Here is a 16688-nt window from a genome sequence, read left to right as displayed (position 1 = left end):
TACCGGTGTGAAGGAAGAATTATGCGGGCCGAGGCCCAAGGTCATATCGACCGGATCGAAGCAGCGCTCGATCTGGTCAGGCAATCACTCGATTGGGAGCGTGCACTGCGGCGCCTCGATGAGCTAGATGCGCGCGTGCAGGATCCGACGCTGTGGGACAACCCCAAGGAAGCGCAGGCCGTCAGCCGCGAGCAAAAGACGCTCGAAACGGCGATCAACACCGTGAAGGAAATCTCTGCAGAGATGTCCGATGCGGTGGAGTTCATCGAAATGGGCGAGGCCGAAGGTGAAGAGAGCATCGTCAACGATGGCCTCGCCAGTCTCGAAAAGCTCGCCAAGCGCGCCGATGCCGACAAGGTGCAGGCGCTGCTATCGGGCGAGGCCGACGGCAACGACACCTATCTGGAGATCCACGCAGGCGCTGGAGGTACCGAATCCCAGGACTGGGCCGAGATGCTGTTCCGCATGTATGGCCGCTGGGCCGAGCGACGCGGTTTCAAGGTCGAGACGGTTGAGTATCAAGCGGGCGATCAGGCGGGGATCAAGTCGGCCACACTGCTCCTGAAAGGCGATGGTGCCTACGGTTATTCCAAGACCGAAAGCGGTGTACACCGGCTTGTGCGGATCAGCCCGTATGACAGCGCCGCCAAGCGCCATACCAGCTTCAGCTCGGTTTGGGTCTATCCAGTGATTGACGATGATATCGACATTGAAATCGACCCCTCCGACCTCAAGATCGACACTTACCGCGCGTCTGGAGCGGGCGGTCAGCACGTCAACACGACCGATTCCGCAGTCCGCATCACCCACCAGCCAACCGGCATTGTGGTCGCGAGCCAGAACGACCGCAGCCAGCACAAGAACCGCGCGACCGCGATGAACATGCTGAAGGCGCGCCTGTTCGAACGCGAAATGGCTGAACGCGAAGCAGCGGCTTCAGGTGAGTACCAGGAAAAGAGCGACATTGGCTGGGGCCACCAGATCCGATCCTACGTCCTGCAGCCCTATCAGATGGTCAAAGACTTGCGCACCGGCGTTACTTCGAGTTCACCTGATAAGGTGCTCGACGGTGAGATCGATGATTTCATCTCCGCCGCGCTTGCTCAGCAAGTGACAGGCGAAAAGGTCGAGGTGGAGGACGTGGAATAATGCGGGCACTGGCGTCTCTTGGAGTGTTTGCCCTCGCACTAGGCGGGTGCGAAGCGATTGAGGAAGCCACCGACCGCCCCGAAAGCGCGCTGGAATTTCCGCTGCCAGACCGCCCGGTTGCCGACGTCATCTCCAACCAGTTTTCAAATGAAGACGCCCGTGACGAGCGCAACGAAGCGCAGATCGTCATGGACCTCGCCAATATCGATAGCGGGACCACCGTGGCCGATATCGGCGCGGGCGAAGGCTACTACACGGTCAGGCTGGCCGAGCGCGTCGGGGAAGATGGCCGCGTGCTCGCGCAGGATATCGACCGGGAAGCACTGCAGCGGCTAGGCCAGCGGATCGACCGCGAACGGCTTGAGAACATCTCGATCAAACTGGGTGAGCCTGATGACCCGCAGCTGCCGGTCGACAGTTTCGACCGCATCTTTCTCGTCCACATGTATCACGAGGTAACCGAGCCCTACGCCTTCCTGTGGAGGATGTGGCCGGCACTTACCGAGACAGGGCAGATCATTGTCGTTGATGTCGATCGCCCTGTGAACCGGCATGGCATTCCGCCCAAACTGTTGTTCTGTGAATTCGATGCAATCGGATACGAGCTGGTCGAGTTTATCGAGCGGCCGGACATCAAGGGATATTTTGCGCGGTTTGCGAGGGGAGACGCGCGCACGGAACCGGGCGAGATAAAGGTTTGTAGCAACGGAGGCTCCTGAGCTTCTCGCTGGCCTTGAGAGGGCGTTTGGTTGCGCCGCGGATCGTGCTTTCGACGACAGAGAGCAGGCGGTGTGCAGCGGCTATGCGCAGCGGGATCAGAGCAGTCAGCGCAGTGGGCGCCGTTACTTCTGATGAACAACGGTTCGCGCGCCCTTTTCCTCATCAATGCGCAGTGCTAGGCGCTGCCGCGGTAAAAAGACCAGAAAACGGGGAGTATCAACCGGGATGACAGATTTCCCAACCAGCTTTGATCGTGACGATCTGCTGAAATGCGCACGGGGCGAATTGTTCGGCCCGGGCAATGCGCAATTGCCAGAACCGCCGATGCTGATGATGGACCGGATCACGGACATTTCCGGCGATGGCGGCGAGCATGGCAAGGGTCATGTGGTGGCAGAATTCGACATCAAACCTGAGCTCTGGTTCTTCGACTGTCATTTTCCCGGCAATCCGATCATGCCTGGATGCCTTGGCCTGGATGGGTTGTGGCAGCTGACCGGTTTCAACCTTGGTTGGCGTGACTGGAAAGGTCGCGGCTATGCTCTGGGCGTTGGGGAAGTGAAGCTGACCGGCATGGTGCGGCCGGACCGCAAGATGCTCACCTATTACGTGGATTTCACCAAGGCCGTACAAACCCGGCGTTTGACCATGGGCGTGGCTGATGGCCGCGTCGAGGCCGACGGTGAGGTCATCTATCAAGTCAAAGACATGAAAGTCGCTCTATCTGAGGCCTAATTGGGTCAGATGCGGGAAAAGGGGAACATGCGTCGCGTCGTCATTACAGGGTTGGGGATCGTTTCCTCGATTGGGAACAATTCAGCCGAGGTTCTTGCCTCACTAAAGGCCGGCAAATCCGGCATCACCTTCAATGAGGACATGGCCGAGCATGGCTTTCGCTCGCAGATCGCGGGCGCGGTGGACCTTGATGTCAAAGAGCATGTGGACAAGCGCACGCTGCGTTTCATGGGGCCGGGGGCGGCCTATGCGCACATAGCGATGGGACAGGCGATTGCGGATGCTGGACTTGAGGAAAAGGATGTCATCAACCCGATGACCGGGGTGATTGCCGGATCGGGCGGTCCGTCAACTTCGGCCATGCTCGCGGCGCATCAGACAGTGCTGAAAACCGGCGCAACCAAGCGTATCGGGCCATTTGCGGTTCCGAAAACTATGTCTTCCACCATCAGTGCCAACCTTGCGACGGCCTATCAGATCAAGGGGATGAACTTCTCAATCACCTCGGCCTGCTCCACATCTCTGCATTGCATCGGCATGGCGGCGCAGCAGATTGCGTTGGGTCAGCAGGATGTAATGTTTGGCGGCGGCGGAGAAGAGCTGGATTGGACGCTCTCGTGCCTGTTTGATGCCATGGGCGCCATGTCTAGCAAGTATAACGACACGCCTGAACGGGCTTCGCGCGCTTTCGACGCGGACCGTGATGGATTTGTGATCGGCGGCGGCGGTGCCATCGTGGTGCTCGAAAGTCTCGATCACGCTCAGGCGCGCGGCGCGAAGATCTACGCCGAAGTCACCGGGTTCTGCGCCACATCCGACGGTGCCGACATGGTTGCGCCTTCGGGCGAGGGTGGTGAGCGCGCGATGCGCGGAGCCGTGAAGACGCTCGGCGAGGATCGCAAGGTCAGTTATATCAATGCCCACGGCACTTCGACGCCGGTCGGTGACGTAGGCGAGATTGAAGCGGTGCGCCGGGTGTTCGGTGACGGCTCAACCCCGCCGGTCAGCTCCACCAAATCAATGACCGGGCACAGCCAAGGCGCAACGGGCGCGCAGGAGGCGGTCTACTGCCTGCTCGCGCTAGAGCATGACTTCATCATTCCTTCGATCAACGTCGAGACGCTCGATCCGGCGCTGAAACCGGAAGAGATCGCCACCAGCCTCGTCGAAAATGCAGGGCTCGATACGGTGATGACCAACTCCTTTGGTTTTGGCGGCACCAACGGCTCCATGCTGATGTCGAAATTTCGCGGATGAGGTTTCATCGCCGCTAGGTAAGGGTGGGAGAAAATGGGCGTCCTTGCAGGAAAACGCGGCCTTGTGATGGGCGTCGCCAACGATCGGTCGATCGCCTGGGGGATCGCCAAAGCCTGCGCCGAAGCCGGAGCGGAGCTGGCCTTCACCTATCAGGGTGATGCCTTTGGCAAACGGTTGGAGCCGCTTGCCCAAAGCGTTTGCTCAGACTTCATGGTCGACGTGGACGTCACCGACGACGCTTCGCTGGACGCGGCGTTTGAAGCGCTGCAGGATCGGTGGGGCAGGCTCGATTTCCTGGTCCACGCGATTGCCTATTCCGACAAATCGGAACTGACAGGGCGCGTCCTCAACACCTCGCGTGCGAACTTCAAAAACTCGATGGATATTTCCGCCTACAGCCTGATCGAAGTGGCGCGGCGCGCCCATCCTATGATGGTCGAGCATGGCGGTACATTGTTGACGCTGAGCTATCTGGGCTCAAGCCGGGTCACCCCGAATTACAATGTCATGGGCATAGCCAAGGCGGCGCTGGAATCCGGGGTACGCTATCTCGCCAATGATCTTGGACCCGAGGGAATTCGCGTCAACGCCATCAGTCCCGGCCCAATGAAAACGCTGGCCGCCAGCGCCATTGGCGGCGTTCGCCGGACCTACAGGCACACCGACACCAACGCCCCGCTACGCAGCAACGCCACTTTGGAAGCGGTGGGTGGTACGGCAGTGTATTTGTGCAGTGACGCTGGCGCCTGCACCACCGGAGAGATTATCCATGTGGACGGCGGTTTCCATGTCCTGGGCATGCCGCAACTGGACAATCTTTGACATTGGCGAAACCACCTTCGCTATCGCTTTGGGTGCGCGAAATACTGCACACCGTCCAGATCGCGGCGAGCCCTCTTCGCCGGGTAAGTGCTCTCACTCGAACACAGGGCAATGGCGAGCCAGTGATGGTGTTTCCGGGCATCTTGTCGAGCGACAAATCTACTTCGCTGTTGCGGCGGACGCTCGACAAGGCTGGCTATGTGGCTCTCGCCTCCAATTTGGGCTTTGTAACCGGGGTCACTCCTGAAGCTTTCGCGCGGGCGGAAGCGGAGTTGCACGAGGCCTACGCAAAGTACGGAAAGAAAGTCGTTCTGCTCGGGTGGAGCCTTGGTGGCATCTACGCCCGCGTGCTGGCTCAGCGCTATCCTCAAGAAGTCTCAACGGTCGTGACAATGGGAACACCGTTTTCAGGTGACCGCAAAGCGAACAACGCCTGGCGCCTCTACAACACGCTTAACGATCACACTGTCGATGCCCCAAGGGTGCCCGGTGATCCGAGCATTAAACCGGCGGTTCAAACTGTCGCCGTCTGGTCGGCCAATGACGGAGTGATCGCACCTGAATGCGCACGAGGCTCGGAGACCGAACGCGATGTCGAAATCGAAGTGCCGTTCCGGCATTTCGCGATGGGATCGGATAAGAGGGCGATCGAGCGGATTGTGGCCATTCTGGCCGAGCAGCTTCCGACTTAGCTCACGGTCACTCCATCTCCATCACCTGCCGTTGATCGGGGCGGCGGAAATGCTGGTCTAGCACCAGATCGAGCAGGCTGAGCGCCATCATCAGCATCGGAGAGGCGTTAAGTTCCCGGGCCGCTTCTGCCGCTGCTGCTTCGCGCCGCAGCTTTCGAGCATCGGACACGGTCATGCCCGGGGACAATTGGGCACTAACCTGATCAAAAGCAGCGCGGCCTTCCTTAATCCGATCCAGACCGTCGGCGAAATCCATCTCGCCGGCTTGCACCGCTTTCAGAACCTCGCAGCGATAGTCCCGGCAAGTTCGTGGGCGCACCTCGTATATCTGACAGACCGCGCAGTCGAGTTGAGGACAGGGGAGCATGAAGCCCGCCTTTCCTTCGGCCTCAACCACTGCCATCCCGGCCTCGCGAGCAGGTGCAAGCTCCTCGCCGGACAAGGGGCCGTAATCAAACAATGCGCCATTGCAGCACAGGCCGCAGCTTGTGCACAGATCGCTAGCCTTGGAGGATGCGTCAATTTCGCTCGTCATTAGAGCGCTATAGCATCAATCGAAGTCCCATGCGCGCTCGCCATGTGCGGAAATGTCGAGCCCTTCGAGTTCGTCATCCTCGCTGACCCTCATCGGGAACACGACCGAGACCATCAGGGCAATGATCGCGCTGCCCACTGCGCTCCAGACCATCACTGCACTGATGCCGATGGCCTGCGCGCCCAGCTGGCTCGCCATGGTCGCCCCGCCGAAATAGCCAGTGCCGCCGAGTTCTTTCGAGATGAAGACCGCGAGCAGCAGGGTGCCAAGGATACCGCCGACGCCGTGGACGGCGAAGACATCTAGCGAATCGTCGACCTTCCAGCGCAGCTTGATCTGCTGAATTGCGCCGTAGCAAACGAGCGCTGCCAGCGCTCCAAACAGCATCGCCGCGCCAGGTGAAACGAACACAGCCGCAGGGGTGATTGTAGCGAGGCCGGCGATAGCGCCTGTTGCCCAGCCGATACTCGTGGGCTTTCCGACTGCAATGCGTTCTGCGAGCAACCAAGTCAGCGCCGCAGCACTGGCGGCGATATGAGTCGAGAGGATTGCGCTCGAGGCGTTGTCGTTCGCGCCGAGCGCTGAGCCACCATTGAAGCCGAACCATCCGACCCAAAGAAGTGCGGCGCCCACCATGGTAAGCGCGGGAGCATGCGGGAGCATCGGCTTTTCGGGGAAGCCTTTGCGCGGGCCAAGCAACAGCACCACCACTATCGCCGACACGGCGGCGGTCGTGTGAACCACGAGTCCTCCGGCGAAATCGAGCGTTCCGAACCGGGTTGCGAGCCATCCGCCACCCCAAACCCAATGGGCAACCGGGGCATAGACGATCAGGAGCCACAACCCGCAAAAGCCCAGGACCCATGGAAAGCGCGCGCGTTCTACCCATGCGCCTACCATCAGAGCTGGCGTGATCACCGCAAACGTCATCTGAAACAGCGCGAATGTGCTTTCAGGGACGGCAGTACCCGGGCGGACCGTGCCAAGATTGCTCAGCATTAGAAAATCGCCGCCGCCGATCCAGCCATTGGTGACCTGACCGAAGGCCAGCGTGTAGCCGATCCCTACCCAGACGAGCGAAGCCAAGGCGGCGATGCTGGCGCACTGCAGGACGACCGACAGAAAGCTCTTCACGCGAACCAATCCGCCATAGAATAGCGCGAGGCCCGGAAGCGTCATCAATAGAACAAGAGCCGACGCGGCAATGATCCAACCAGTATCGCCGGTGTCGCTTGGGGGCAGGGTGGGTGCCTGAGCCAATAGGGGCGATGCGCCGAGCAGCCCAAGGCTGAGCGCTAATCCTGACTTCCAACCCAATTTGGTCACGTGGCATTCCCCCGATCTTTTGCGCGGGGTGTAAGAGCCATTGCGGTTCTGCGGCAAGCGCTCCGCCACCCGCCATCCACGCCTGAATTGTTAGGGGAGAGGGGGCCTAGCCCCGTTATTTGATCAGCGCAGTCAACACCTGATCAGGGGGACGATGGCCGTCCGCCCAGAAACGGATATTGGCGATCACTTTCTCACCCGACGCCTCGCGCCCTTCCACGGTCGCGCTGCCGATATGGGGCAGCGTCATGACATTGGGGTGTTTGATCAGGCGCCGATCGACATTGGGTTCATCCGGATAGACGTCCAGCCCTGCGCCCGCGAGCCGTCCTTCTTCGAGCGCTGCGATCAGCGCTTCCTGGTCGATCAGTTCGCCGCGGGCGGTGTTGATGATGCTGGCTTCGGGCTTCATCAGTCCGATCCGCCGCGCGTCCAGCAGCCCGCGCGTTTCCTCCGTAAGTGGGCAATGCAGGGTGAGGATGTCCGCTTCGGAAACAAGCTGGTCGATGTCTCCCACAAAGCGCGCGCCGAACATGCTTTCCACCGCTTCCGGCAATTGCTTCCGATTGTAATAGGCGGTTTCCAGTCCGAACGCCCGCGCGCGGTGCGCCACGGCCTGGCCAATGCGGCCCATGCCGACGATGCCGAGCACTTTGCCGCCAAGTTTGCGTCCCAGCAGCCCTGATGGTGCCCAACCCGTCCAGTTTCCGCTGCGGACCAATCCGGTGCCTTCGCGAATACGGCGAGGGACGCCGATGATACCCGCCATGGCGATATCGGCGGTGTCGTCGGTGAAGACGCCCGGCGTGTTGGTGACGAGGATCTTTCGCGCGGCGGCTGCGGCGAGGTCGATATGCTCGGTCCCCGCACCGAAATTCGCGATCAGCCCCAAACGATCTCCGGCGGCGGCGATCATTTCGGCATCGACCCGGTCGGTGACTGTCGGGACCAGAACGTCGCAATCCTGCATCGCTGCGATCAGGGCATCGCGGCTCATCGGTTCGTCATCTGTGTTCAACGCGGCATCATAGAGTTCGCTCATCCGCGCCTCGACGCTCGGCATCAGATGGCGTGTCACCACAATTTTGGGTTTGCCAGATGGGAAGTGCGGTGCAGCGTGAAGTTCAGCCATGGCTTGGCGCTAATGGCACAGGGGGCACGCGGTCAAGGCCGCGAATCCCACATTGAGACGCCAAGTGCTCCGACGGGTTGAAAGCGCCCTAAGACTATGGTTATCGCCATGTTCATGACTTCACTGCGCTTCTTTTCCATGGCCGGTTTGTGCTTGCTGGCCGCCACGGCGGCTGTTTTCGGCACGCCTGCAGCGCATGCTCAGGATCGCGAAGTGCCGTATTGGGCATCGATGCGGTTCGACGAGGTAAACATGCGCGTCGGGCCAAGTCAGGAATACAAGATCGACTGGGTTTACAAGCGCAAGGGGTTGCCGGTGAAGGTGGTCCGACTGCGTGAGGGCTGGCGCCTGATCCAGGATCCTGACGGATCACAGGGCTGGGTGGCGCAAAGCCAGCTTAATCCAGAACGCACCGCCTTGGTCATCGGTGAAGGACTGGTCGATATCCGCGATGAAGCAAGCGCAAGTTCTGCACTGCGCTGGCGTGCGGAACCGGGTGTGGTCGGCACTTTGGGCGCCTGCCGCACCAACTTCTGCGAAGTGGATATTGGTGGGCGCAGCGGTTGGATTGCTGTGGAACGGCTCTGGGGTGTGGACGACACCTGAGTAACTGCGAGCTCCCGCGATGGCAGGAGCTCGCGTTTGGATCAGACCAGTTCGACCGCCACAGCGGTAGCCTCACCGCCGCCGATGCAAAGGCTTGCGACACCCTTGGTCTTGCCTTGCGATTTGAGCGCATTGAGGAGCGTCACGATAATCCGTGTGCCGCTTGCGCCGATTGGGTGACCGAGCGCTGTCGCGCCGCCATTCACGTTCACCTTGTCATGGGGAATGCCGATGTCGCGCATCGCGAACATAGCGACGCAAGCGAAAGCTTCGTTGACTTCCCACAGGTCGACATCGTCGATCGACCATTCAGCCTTTTCGAGAACCTTCTGGATCGCGCCGACTGGAGCGACGGTGAAATCTTTTGGTTCGCGAGCATGCGCGGCCATGGCGACTACTTTGGCAACGGGCTCCGTACCTTGATCCTTGGCGATGCTTTCGCGGGTCAGCACGACTGCTGCCGCGCCGTCCGAGATTGAGCTCGATGTCGCGGCGGTAATTGTGCCGTCCTTGGCGAAGGCAGCGCGTAGCTGCGGGATCTTGTCGGGGCGGCCTTTGCCGGGTTGTTCGTCGGTATCGACCGTCACTTCGCCCTTGCGGGTCGCGTAAGTGACTGAAACCACTTCATCGGCAAACGCGCCGCTTTCGATGGCGGCATTGGCGCGGCGGAGGGACTCGATTGAATACTCGTCCATATTCTCACGGGTCAGCTGGTATTCGTCGGCGGTGTCCTGTGCGAAGGTGCCCATCGCGCGGCCTTCTTCATAAGCGTCTTCCAACCCGTCGAGGAACATGTGGTCATAAGTCGTGTCGTGCCCGATGCGTGCGCCCGAGCGGTGCTTCTTGAGCAGGTAAGGCGCGTTGGTCATGCTCTCCATGCCGCCCGCGACGACTACGTCTACCGTGCCGCTGGCGAGCGCCTCTGCGCCCATGATGACGGTTTGCATTCCGCTACCGCAGACTTTGTTGACGGTCGTTGCTTCGACCGATTTTGGCAGTCCGGCTTTGATCGCGGCTTGACGGGCAGGGGCCTGCCCGAGGCCCGCTGGCAGGACGCAGCCCATATAGGCGCGGTCGATATTCTCACCGCTGATGCCCGAGCGCTCTACAGCCGCTTTCACCGCAGTCGCGCCGAGATCGGTCGCCGAAACTTCGGACAGAGCGCCTTGCATGCCGCCCATTGGCGTGCGGGCGTAGGAGAGGATCACGATCGGGTCTGCGGCTGAGAAATGGGCCATGTCGGGTTCCTTTGTGTCGGGGGAGAACGTGTTCGAATTGCGATGTAATGCTGCATTGCGGCAAACGCAATCGAGCCCAGGCAGCGAATTCGTATTAACTTGTCAGCGCCCCGGCTTTGCGCAAGAACCAATAGCAAATCAAAACGGGTCACAACTGGGAGAGAATTATGGCCGACGATCGGCGCGAAGAACTCGAAGCAATCCTGCGACGGCAGCGCGATGCTTTCACCGCTTCCAGACCGGAATCGATGTCTATGCGCAAGGACCGGATCAAGCGCGCGATGGCGCTGCTTAAGGAGCATGGTGAGAACCTGTGCAAGGCGATGAGTTCCGACTTCGGCAACCGCGCCATGGAGCAGAGCATGATTACAGACATCGCCGGAACGGTTGGTGCAGGTAAGCATGCCCTGAAGAACATGGACAAATGGGCCAAGACTGAGAAGCGCCCGGTCCAGTTTCCGCTTGGATTGCTCGGTGCCAAGGCGGAAGTGCGTTACGAACCGAAGGGTGTGATTGGCATTCTCAGCCCGTGGAATTTCCCGGTCAATCTCGCCTTCGCGCCGCTTATGCAGGTTCTCGCGGCGGGCAACCGCGCGATGATCAAGCCGAGCGAGTTCACCGAACGCACAAGTCAGTTGATGGCCGAGCTGGTGGAGGAATATTTCACGCCAGACGAAGTTGCTGTGGTCACAGGCGGTCCTGAGGTTGCAGCTGCGTTCTCATCGCTACCATTCGATCACCTCGTTTTCACCGGATCGACCGCCACAGGGCGCCGCGTGATGCAGTCGGCCGCCGAAAACCTTGTACCAGTCACGCTTGAACTCGGCGGAAAATCGCCGGTTATCATGGGACGCAGCGCCGATTTCGAAAAGGCGGGGGAGCGGATCGCGCTGGGCAAGATGATGAATGCCGGGCAAATCTGCCTCAGCCCCGACTACATGTATGTGCCTGAGGACAAGCAGGACGAAGCGGTCGCCGGTGTCTCTAACGGCGTATCAGCGCTCTACCCGACGCTGCTTGAGAACGACGATTACGCCTCGATCGTGTCGGACCGCCATTTCGAGCGGCTTCAGGGCCTTGTCGAAGATGCCCGTGAGAAGGGCGCGGAAGTGGTCGAGGTCAATCCCGGAAACGAAGATTTCGGCAATGCGAACCAGCGCAAGATGCCGCTCACCATCCTCAAGAATGTCACCGAAGAAATGACGGCAATGCAGGAGGAAATCTTCGGTCCGGTGCTGCCGGTGAAGACCTACAAGGCTGTCGATCAGGCGGTAGACTACGTCAACGAGCATGATCGCCCGCTTGGCCTCTATTACTTTGGCGAGGACAAGGAGGAGCAGGAGCGTGTGCTGACCCGCACCATTTCCGGCGGTGTCACCACGAACGATGTGATCTTCCATGTCTCAATGGAAGACCTTCCGTTTGGCGGCGTCGGTCCATCCGGCATTGGCAGCTACCACGCGGTCGAGGGATTCCGCGAGTTCAGCCACGCCCGCGCGGTCTATCATCAGCCAAAAATCGACATCGCCAAACTCGGTGGGTTCAAGCCGCCATATGGCAAGGCAACGGAGAAAGCCGCTGCAAACATGATGAAGTAAGGCTCAACCCAGCGTAGTTTTGAGCTTAGGCAGCGTTCGCTTTTAGTGTTTGCAGATCATCCCAGAACTGCGCGGGGTCGACCATCGACATCGGCACAGCGTGCTCGACCGCGATCTGGGCCAGGAGCAAGGGATCAAGCGTTCCCGCCGCGGTATCAATGGCTTTGCCAATCGCGTAGCCCATCGCCGCTGGACGGTATTCGAGGGCGAGGTTTGCGCTGTCAAAAGTGTGCTCTGCTTGGGGCCAGGCTATTTTTGCCAAATCCAATGGTGAGGCGTCGGGTGTGTGCTCCGCCGTAAGCCTCGGGATGCCGAAATGCGGTGTGCCCACACTTTCCATCGCACGGCCGATGGGCTCGTGAAGAAAGTCATGCTGGATGGGTGCGCCATGCTTCATGGCATATTGCAACGCGATATTGAGCAGCGAAAGCTCGCTTTCATAGAGATAGCGGGTTGGAAGTTCGCCGCAATAATAGCTGTTCCCGGCGACTTGCTGCTCCAAGATCAGGTCGCCGGTGTTCGGCTGCATCCTCACGAAGTCCCACTCGATCAGTGACGTCGCAATGCATGTGACTCCACCGGCAGATGCAAGCAGCCCAATGAAATTCTCGACACCAACGGCATCGCCATTCTGTGCCAGTTGGTTGTAACAAAGCTCGAAGAACAATTCCCCCGCCGCGTGCGCGTGTTCCGGCGTGGCGACGAAGCCCTTAGCCTCATTGAAATCGGCCAGCGTCGAGACTGGTTTTGGCTCTGGCTTGAGACCTTTTCTTCCGAACATTGAACTCTCGCGTTATTGCAAATCGAGATCGGAGTAAGGTAAACTTATGAATAATCGATAAAATGTCAGGTGATCGGTTTGTCCCGTTTGAGAGAGCGGGGGCAGAGCGCAGAAGTGTTAGCGATCTCGCGCAGCACGTGGGATAAAGATGAAATAGCGCCCCACAGGGCTGGCGCTCCGTTCGATTTTTCGCAACAGGACTACGCAGTTTTGCCCGATTCGCGGTCTTGCGCGGGGCGGACGAGGGGCCTAGTGCCGCGCCTGGGATTAATTCGCTTGGAAATTGCCGTGATCGACCTCAGCCAGTATCTGCCGATACTGTTATTTATCTTCATCGCACTCGGCCTGTCGGTCCTGTTCGTGTTCCTGCCGATGGGTGTTTCCCGGCTGACAGGCGCGCACAATCCGGATGCCGAAAAGCTGTCCGAATATGAGTGCGGTTTTCCGGCCTTCGAAGATGCCCGCAGTCAGTTCGATGTGCGATTCTATCTCGTCGCGATCAGCTTCATTATCTTCGATCTTGAGGCCGCATTCCTGTTCCCGTGGGCGGTAAGCCTGGGTGAGACGCAATGGGTTGGTTGGATCGGGATGATGACCTTCCTCTTCATCCTCGCAGTCGGCCTGACATATGAATGGAAGAAGGGAGCTCTGGACTGGGAATGAGCACTCCTTCGAACAATACGATCATCACACCGCCGACCGCGCCTTTGAACGCGGCCGAGGCGGCTGCGACCATGCCCACTGCGCAGGGCGGTGAGGTCAAGCAGCCTAATGCGGACTATTTCAACGCGCTCCAGACCGAAGTGAATGACAAGGGTTTCCTGGTCACTTCGACTGAGGATGTGTTCCAATGGGCGCGCACCGGATCACTGTGGTGGATGACGTTCGGCCTCGCCTGCTGCGCGGTTGAGATGATCCACGTTAACATGCCGCGCTATGATATGGAGCGGTTCGGCGCGGCCCCGCGCGCGTCCCCGCGCCAGTCGGACCTGATGATCGTCGCGGGTACTTTGTGCAACAAGATGGCTCCGGCTCTGCGCAAGGTTTATGACCAGATGTCGGACCCGAAATACGTCATCAGCATGGGTTCGTGCGCGAATGGCGGCGGCTATTATCACTATTCCTATAGCGTCGTGCGCGGCTGCGATCGGATTGTTCCGGTCGACATCTATGTACCCGGATGCCCACCCACAGCCGAAGCCCTGCTTTACGGCGTGATGCAATTGCAGCGGAAGATCCGCCGCGTCGGCACGATTGAGCGTTGAGGATCGCATATGACCGTCCTCCATTCCGCCCCTAAATTCGCCTCCAACGAAGGCGTAATCGACGCGCTGAGCGAGAGCATCAGTGTGTGGCTTCTTGGTGCCGAAGAGCGCCATGGCGAAGTGATCTTCACCGTCAAACGTGAAGCGATTGCGATGGTGCTGAGCATCCTGCGTGAAGCTCATGAATACCAGCAATTGATGGAAATTGCCGGAGCTGACTATCCGGATCGCCACGAACGTTTCGAAGTCGTCTACATGCTGCTCAGCCTGACCAAGAACCACCGCGTGATGGTGAAGTGCTCGACCGACGAAGCAACACCAGTGCCGACTGTCACGACGCTTTGGCCCAATGCCGGTTGGCTCGAACGCGAAGTGTTCGACATGTACGGTGTCACCTTTGCGGGCAACAAGGATCTGCGCCGCATCCTCACTGATTACGGTTTTGAAGGGCATCCTTTCCGCAAGGATTTCCCGATGACGGGCTATACTGAGCTTCGGTACTCCGAAGAGGAAAAGCGCGTAGTCTACGAACCGGTCGAATTGGCGCAGGATATGCGCACCTTCGACTTCCTTTCGCCATGGGAGGGCTCGGATTACGTGCTGCCCGGCGATGAGAAGGCAGACGGAGACGCAGCTCCGGAGAAGAAATCATGAGCGGCATACAAGTCGAAGAGTCGCCAACCACTGACGGCGACGTCATCACCAACTACACGATCAATTTCGGACCCCAGCACCCTGCGGCGCACGGCGTGCTGCGCATGATCATGGAGCTGGACGGCGAAGTGATCGAACGGATCGATCCCCATGTCGGCCTGCTACACCGCGGCACCGAAAAGCTGATCGAGCAGAAGACCTATTTGCAGGCGCTGCCGTATTTCGACCGGCTCGATTACTGCTCGCCGCTTTGCCAGGAGCATTCCTACGTTCTCGCGATCGAGAAGTTGCTCAATCTCGAAGTGCCAGAGCGTGCGCAGTATCTGCGCGTGCTGTTCGCCGAGCTGACCCGCATCTGCAACCACATGCTCAACATGGGCGCGCATGTGCTTGATGTTGGGGCATTTACGCCAAACCTGTGGATCATGGATCTGCGCGAAGATTGCATGAACTTCTTCGAGCGAGCGAGCGGCGCGCGGATGCACTCGGCATGGTTCCGTCCGGGCGGCGTGCATCAGGACGTGCCTGAGAAGCTGCTCGTCGATATCTGCGACTGGCTCGACAACCGTTTCTTCCAACTGTTCGACGACGCGATGAGCCTCGTGATCGACAACCGCATCTTCAAACAGCGCAATGTCGATATAGCCGTGGTCAGCCGCGATGATGCGATTGCGTGGGGTTTCAGCGGTCCGATGATCCGTGCGGCGGGCATTCCGTGGGACCTGCGCAAATCGCAGCCCTATGATGTCTACGACCGCATGGAATTCGACATTCCGGTCGGCACCAACTCTGATTGCTACGATCGTTTCATGGTGCGGGTGAAGGAAGTGCGCGAGAGCGCGAAGATCATCCGCCAGTGCCTGCGTGACATGCCCGAAGGCCCCGTCGCCAGCACCGACGGCAAAGTCTCCCCGCCCAAGCGCGGCGAGATGAAGCAATCGATGGAAAGCCTGATCCACCACTTCAAGCTCTACACCGAGGGCTTCCATGTGCCCGAAGGCGAAGTCTACGTGGCGACAGAAAGCCCCAAGGGTGAGTTCGGCGTCTATCTCGTCAGCGACGGCACCAACAAGCCATACCGCTGCAAGATCCGCCCCACGGCGTTTTCGCACCTGCAAGCGATGGACATGATGAGTAAGGGGCACATGCTCCCAGACGCGACCGCCATTCTGGGCGCGATCGACGTGGTGTTTGGGGAGTGCGACCGGTGAAGATCAATACTTCATTGCTTGTAGTGCTTGGCCTCGTTGTACTCGCCATTGCTGGTGGGCCAGCGATTTTCTTCGGCCTTGTGGCGATGGGAAATGCAGGCGTGTTTGAGAACGCGCTCGACAATTTCTGGCTGCTTTTTGGCTCTGGTCTTGGCTTTATCCTCATTCTGTGGGTCGGCATTCTCTATATCGGCAATCGCGCTATCACGGCGGACCAGGACGAGGAGCAGCTCGATGGCTGATCGCACACCCGCACCCGATACGCCCGAGCTGCGTGCGCGTTGGGACTCGTTCGAATGGACAAAGGCTAACAAGGCGAAGGCGGATTATCACATCGCCAAGTACCCGGAAGGGCGGCAGAAATCGGCCGTGATGCCGCTGCTCGATCTGGCGCAGCGTCAGGTCGGTGAAGAGACCGAAACGCAGGGCTGGCTGCCGCTACCGGTGATCGAATATGTCGCCGCCTATATCGACGTGCCGGTGATCCGCGTGCTCGAAGTCGCGACCTTCTATTTTATGTACAACATGAAGCCGGTCGGAAAGTACCACGTGCAGGTCTGCGGCACGACGCCGTGCATGCTGCGCGGATCGGACGATATCATTTCCGCCTGCAAAAAGCGCGGGATGGATTTCGGCAAGGTCTCCGAGGACGGCCTCTGGACCCTCACCGAGGTCGAATGCATGGGCAATTGCGCCACCGCGCCGATGGTCCAGATCAACGACGACAATTACGAAGACCTGACGCCAGAACGGCTCGACGCGGTGCTCGATGCACTCGCAGCTGGCGAGACGCCCAAGGCCGGCACACAGGAGCCGGGACGCCGCACCTCCGAGCCGAAGGATGGCGTGACGTCGCTCAAGGAAATGGTCGATGCCAATCACGATTACCGGGGTGAATGGTGATGGCTGGCGAAGAGAAATGGTGGAGCCCAAGCGGCATTTTGAAAGACATGCTCTTGGTCAAGAT

The 16688-nt window shown here is 59.5% G+C and carries 18 protein-coding genes and 1 pseudogene; 14 read left to right on the top strand and 5 right to left on the bottom strand.

The features are described 5' to 3' along the window. Positions 1-21: 21 nt before the first annotated feature. The 6 genes from prfB to Q0837_RS06705 all read left to right on the top strand — a co-directional run bounded on the left by prfB (position 22) and on the right by Q0837_RS06705 (position 5375). Complete coding sequence (prfB, locus tag Q0837_RS06730) at positions 22-1149, top strand: peptide chain release factor 2 (protein ID WP_298466711.1); 1128 nt, start codon at positions 22-24, stop codon at positions 1147-1149. Further along, positions 1149-1868 (top strand): methyltransferase domain-containing protein, encoded by a 720-nt coding sequence (locus Q0837_RS06725; RefSeq protein ID WP_298466709.1) that lies wholly within the window; start codon positions 1149-1151, stop codon positions 1866-1868. The genes prfB and Q0837_RS06725 overlap by 1 nt, the downstream gene beginning before the upstream one ends. Positions 1869-2094: 226 nt before the next feature. Next, positions 2095-2604, top strand: a complete 510-nt coding sequence (gene fabA / locus Q0837_RS06720) for a bifunctional 3-hydroxydecanoyl-ACP dehydratase/trans-2-decenoyl-ACP isomerase (protein ID WP_298466707.1) — start codon at positions 2095-2097, stop codon at positions 2602-2604. 27 nt (positions 2605-2631) lie between these two features. After that, positions 2632-3861 carry a beta-ketoacyl synthase N-terminal-like domain-containing protein gene (locus tag Q0837_RS06715; protein WP_298466705.1) on the top strand — a complete coding sequence of 410 codons (1230 nt, stop codon included), beginning with the start codon at positions 2632-2634 and terminating at the stop codon, positions 3859-3861. Between the two features lie 33 nt (positions 3862-3894). Beyond that, on the top strand, positions 3895-4683 hold the full coding sequence (locus Q0837_RS06710) for an enoyl-ACP reductase (protein ID WP_298466703.1): 789 nt from the start codon (positions 3895-3897) through the stop codon (positions 4681-4683). A gap of 32 nt (positions 4684-4715) precedes the next feature. Next, a complete protein-coding gene (locus tag Q0837_RS06705) occupies positions 4716-5375 on the top strand; it encodes an alpha/beta fold hydrolase (RefSeq protein ID WP_298466701.1) in 660 nt (219 codons plus the stop codon). A gap of 7 nt (positions 5376-5382) precedes the next feature. Here the strand turns inward: Q0837_RS06705 and Q0837_RS06700 are convergent, their stop codons facing one another. The 3 genes from Q0837_RS06700 to Q0837_RS06690 all read right to left on the bottom strand — a co-directional run bounded on the left by Q0837_RS06700 (position 5383) and on the right by Q0837_RS06690 (position 8368). Beyond that, a complete protein-coding gene (locus Q0837_RS06700) occupies positions 5383-5910 on the bottom strand; it encodes a YkgJ family cysteine cluster protein (protein ID WP_298466699.1) in 528 nt (175 codons plus the stop codon). 15 nt (positions 5911-5925) lie between these two features. Further along, entirely contained in the window at positions 5926-7236 is a 1311-nt protein-coding gene (locus Q0837_RS06695; protein ID WP_366519654.1) for an ammonium transporter, read from the bottom strand. 115 nt (positions 7237-7351) lie between these two features. Continuing rightward, positions 7352-8368 carry a D-glycerate dehydrogenase gene (locus tag Q0837_RS06690; protein WP_298466697.1) on the bottom strand — a complete coding sequence of 339 codons (1017 nt, stop codon included), beginning with the start codon at positions 8366-8368 and terminating at the stop codon, positions 7352-7354. Between the two features lie 114 nt (positions 8369-8482). Here Q0837_RS06690 and Q0837_RS06685 point away from each other — a divergent pair, with 114 nt between their 5' ends. After that, positions 8483-8974, top strand: coding sequence for an SH3 domain-containing protein (locus tag Q0837_RS06685; RefSeq protein WP_298466695.1), 492 nt, complete (start codon positions 8483-8485; stop codon positions 8972-8974). A 41-nt stretch (positions 8975-9015) separates the two neighbouring features. Here the strand turns inward: Q0837_RS06685 and Q0837_RS06680 are convergent, their stop codons facing one another. Then, a complete protein-coding gene (locus Q0837_RS06680; protein WP_298466693.1) occupies positions 9016-10212 on the bottom strand; it encodes an acetyl-CoA C-acyltransferase in 1197 nt (398 codons plus the stop codon). 167 nt (positions 10213-10379) lie between these two features. Here Q0837_RS06680 and Q0837_RS06675 point away from each other — a divergent pair, with 167 nt between their 5' ends. Then, entirely contained in the window at positions 10380-11810 is a 1431-nt protein-coding gene (locus Q0837_RS06675; RefSeq protein ID WP_298466691.1) for a coniferyl aldehyde dehydrogenase, read from the top strand. A 25-nt stretch (positions 11811-11835) separates the two neighbouring features. Here the strand turns inward: Q0837_RS06675 and Q0837_RS06670 are convergent, their stop codons facing one another. Further along, complete coding sequence (locus Q0837_RS06670) at positions 11836-12591, bottom strand: hypothetical protein (protein ID WP_298466689.1); 756 nt, start codon at positions 12589-12591, stop codon at positions 11836-11838. 288 nt (positions 12592-12879) lie between these two features. Between Q0837_RS06670 and Q0837_RS06665 the strand changes: the two genes are divergently transcribed. The 6 genes and pseudogenes from Q0837_RS06665 to Q0837_RS06640 all read left to right on the top strand — a co-directional run bounded on the left by Q0837_RS06665 (position 12880) and on the right by Q0837_RS06640 (position 16624). Then, positions 12880-13254 carry an NADH-quinone oxidoreductase subunit A gene (locus Q0837_RS06665; protein WP_298469821.1) on the top strand — a complete coding sequence of 125 codons (375 nt, stop codon included), beginning with the start codon at positions 12880-12882 and terminating at the stop codon, positions 13252-13254. A gap of 71 nt (positions 13255-13325) precedes the next feature. Next, a complete protein-coding gene (locus Q0837_RS06660) occupies positions 13326-13856 on the top strand; it encodes an NADH-quinone oxidoreductase subunit B family protein (RefSeq protein WP_298469818.1) in 531 nt (176 codons plus the stop codon). A gap of 9 nt (positions 13857-13865) precedes the next feature. Beyond that, positions 13866-14477: pseudogene (locus tag Q0837_RS06655) on the top strand (NADH-quinone oxidoreductase subunit C); the annotation flags it as partial. A 29-nt stretch (positions 14478-14506) separates the two neighbouring features. Then, complete coding sequence (locus tag Q0837_RS06650) at positions 14507-15721, top strand: NADH-quinone oxidoreductase subunit D (protein ID WP_298466687.1); 1215 nt, start codon at positions 14507-14509, stop codon at positions 15719-15721. Next, the gene (locus Q0837_RS06645) at positions 15718-15963 is read left to right on the top strand and encodes a hypothetical protein (RefSeq protein ID WP_298466685.1); all 246 of its coding nucleotides are present in this window, start codon (positions 15718-15720) and stop codon (positions 15961-15963) included. The genes Q0837_RS06650 and Q0837_RS06645 overlap by 4 nt, the downstream gene beginning before the upstream one ends. Beyond that, positions 15956-16624, top strand: coding sequence for an NAD(P)H-dependent oxidoreductase subunit E (locus tag Q0837_RS06640; protein ID WP_298466683.1), 669 nt, complete (start codon positions 15956-15958; stop codon positions 16622-16624). Before Q0837_RS06645 ends, Q0837_RS06640 begins: the two co-directional genes overlap by 8 nt. Positions 16625-16688 lie beyond the last annotated feature (64 nt).

Origin of the sequence: uncultured Erythrobacter sp. (assembly GCF_947499705.1) — a bacterium.
Taxonomy (GTDB): domain Bacteria; phylum Pseudomonadota; class Alphaproteobacteria; order Sphingomonadales; family Sphingomonadaceae; genus Erythrobacter.
Note: the sequence above shows the minus strand (reverse complement) of the source record. Positions and strands in the feature narration are given on the sequence as shown.

Excerpts from the sequence above, each read along its gene's own strand:
- prfB (WP_298466711.1), top strand. The coding sequence starts at position 22 with ATGCGGGCCGAGGCCCAAGGTCATATCGACCGGATCGAAGCAGCGCTC.
- Q0837_RS06725 (WP_298466709.1), top strand. The coding sequence starts at position 1,149 with ATGCGGGCACTGGCGTCTCTTGGAGTGTTTGCCCTCGCACTAGGCGGG.
- fabA (WP_298466707.1), top strand. The coding sequence starts at position 2,095 with ATGACAGATTTCCCAACCAGCTTTGATCGTGACGATCTGCTGAAATGC.
- Q0837_RS06715 (WP_298466705.1), top strand. The coding sequence starts at position 2,632 with ATGCGTCGCGTCGTCATTACAGGGTTGGGGATCGTTTCCTCGATTGGG.
- Q0837_RS06710 (WP_298466703.1), top strand. The coding sequence starts at position 3,895 with ATGGGCGTCCTTGCAGGAAAACGCGGCCTTGTGATGGGCGTCGCCAAC.
- Q0837_RS06700 (WP_298466699.1), bottom strand. The coding sequence starts at position 5,910 with ATGACGAGCGAAATTGACGCATCCTCCAAGGCTAGCGATCTGTGCACA.
- Q0837_RS06690 (WP_298466697.1), bottom strand. The coding sequence starts at position 8,368 with ATGGCTGAACTTCACGCTGCACCGCACTTCCCATCTGGCAAACCCAAA.
- Q0837_RS06685 (WP_298466695.1), top strand. The coding sequence starts at position 8,483 with ATGACTTCACTGCGCTTCTTTTCCATGGCCGGTTTGTGCTTGCTGGCC.
- Q0837_RS06680 (WP_298466693.1), bottom strand. The coding sequence starts at position 10,212 with ATGGCCCATTTCTCAGCCGCAGACCCGATCGTGATCCTCTCCTACGCC.
- Q0837_RS06675 (WP_298466691.1), top strand. The coding sequence starts at position 10,380 with ATGGCCGACGATCGGCGCGAAGAACTCGAAGCAATCCTGCGACGGCAG.
- Q0837_RS06670 (WP_298466689.1), bottom strand. The coding sequence starts at position 12,591 with ATGTTCGGAAGAAAAGGTCTCAAGCCAGAGCCAAAACCAGTCTCGACG.
- Q0837_RS06660 (WP_298469818.1), top strand. The coding sequence starts at position 13,326 with ATGCCCACTGCGCAGGGCGGTGAGGTCAAGCAGCCTAATGCGGACTAT.
- Q0837_RS06650 (WP_298466687.1), top strand. The coding sequence starts at position 14,507 with ATGAGCGGCATACAAGTCGAAGAGTCGCCAACCACTGACGGCGACGTC.
- Q0837_RS06640 (WP_298466683.1), top strand. The coding sequence starts at position 15,956 with ATGGCTGATCGCACACCCGCACCCGATACGCCCGAGCTGCGTGCGCGT.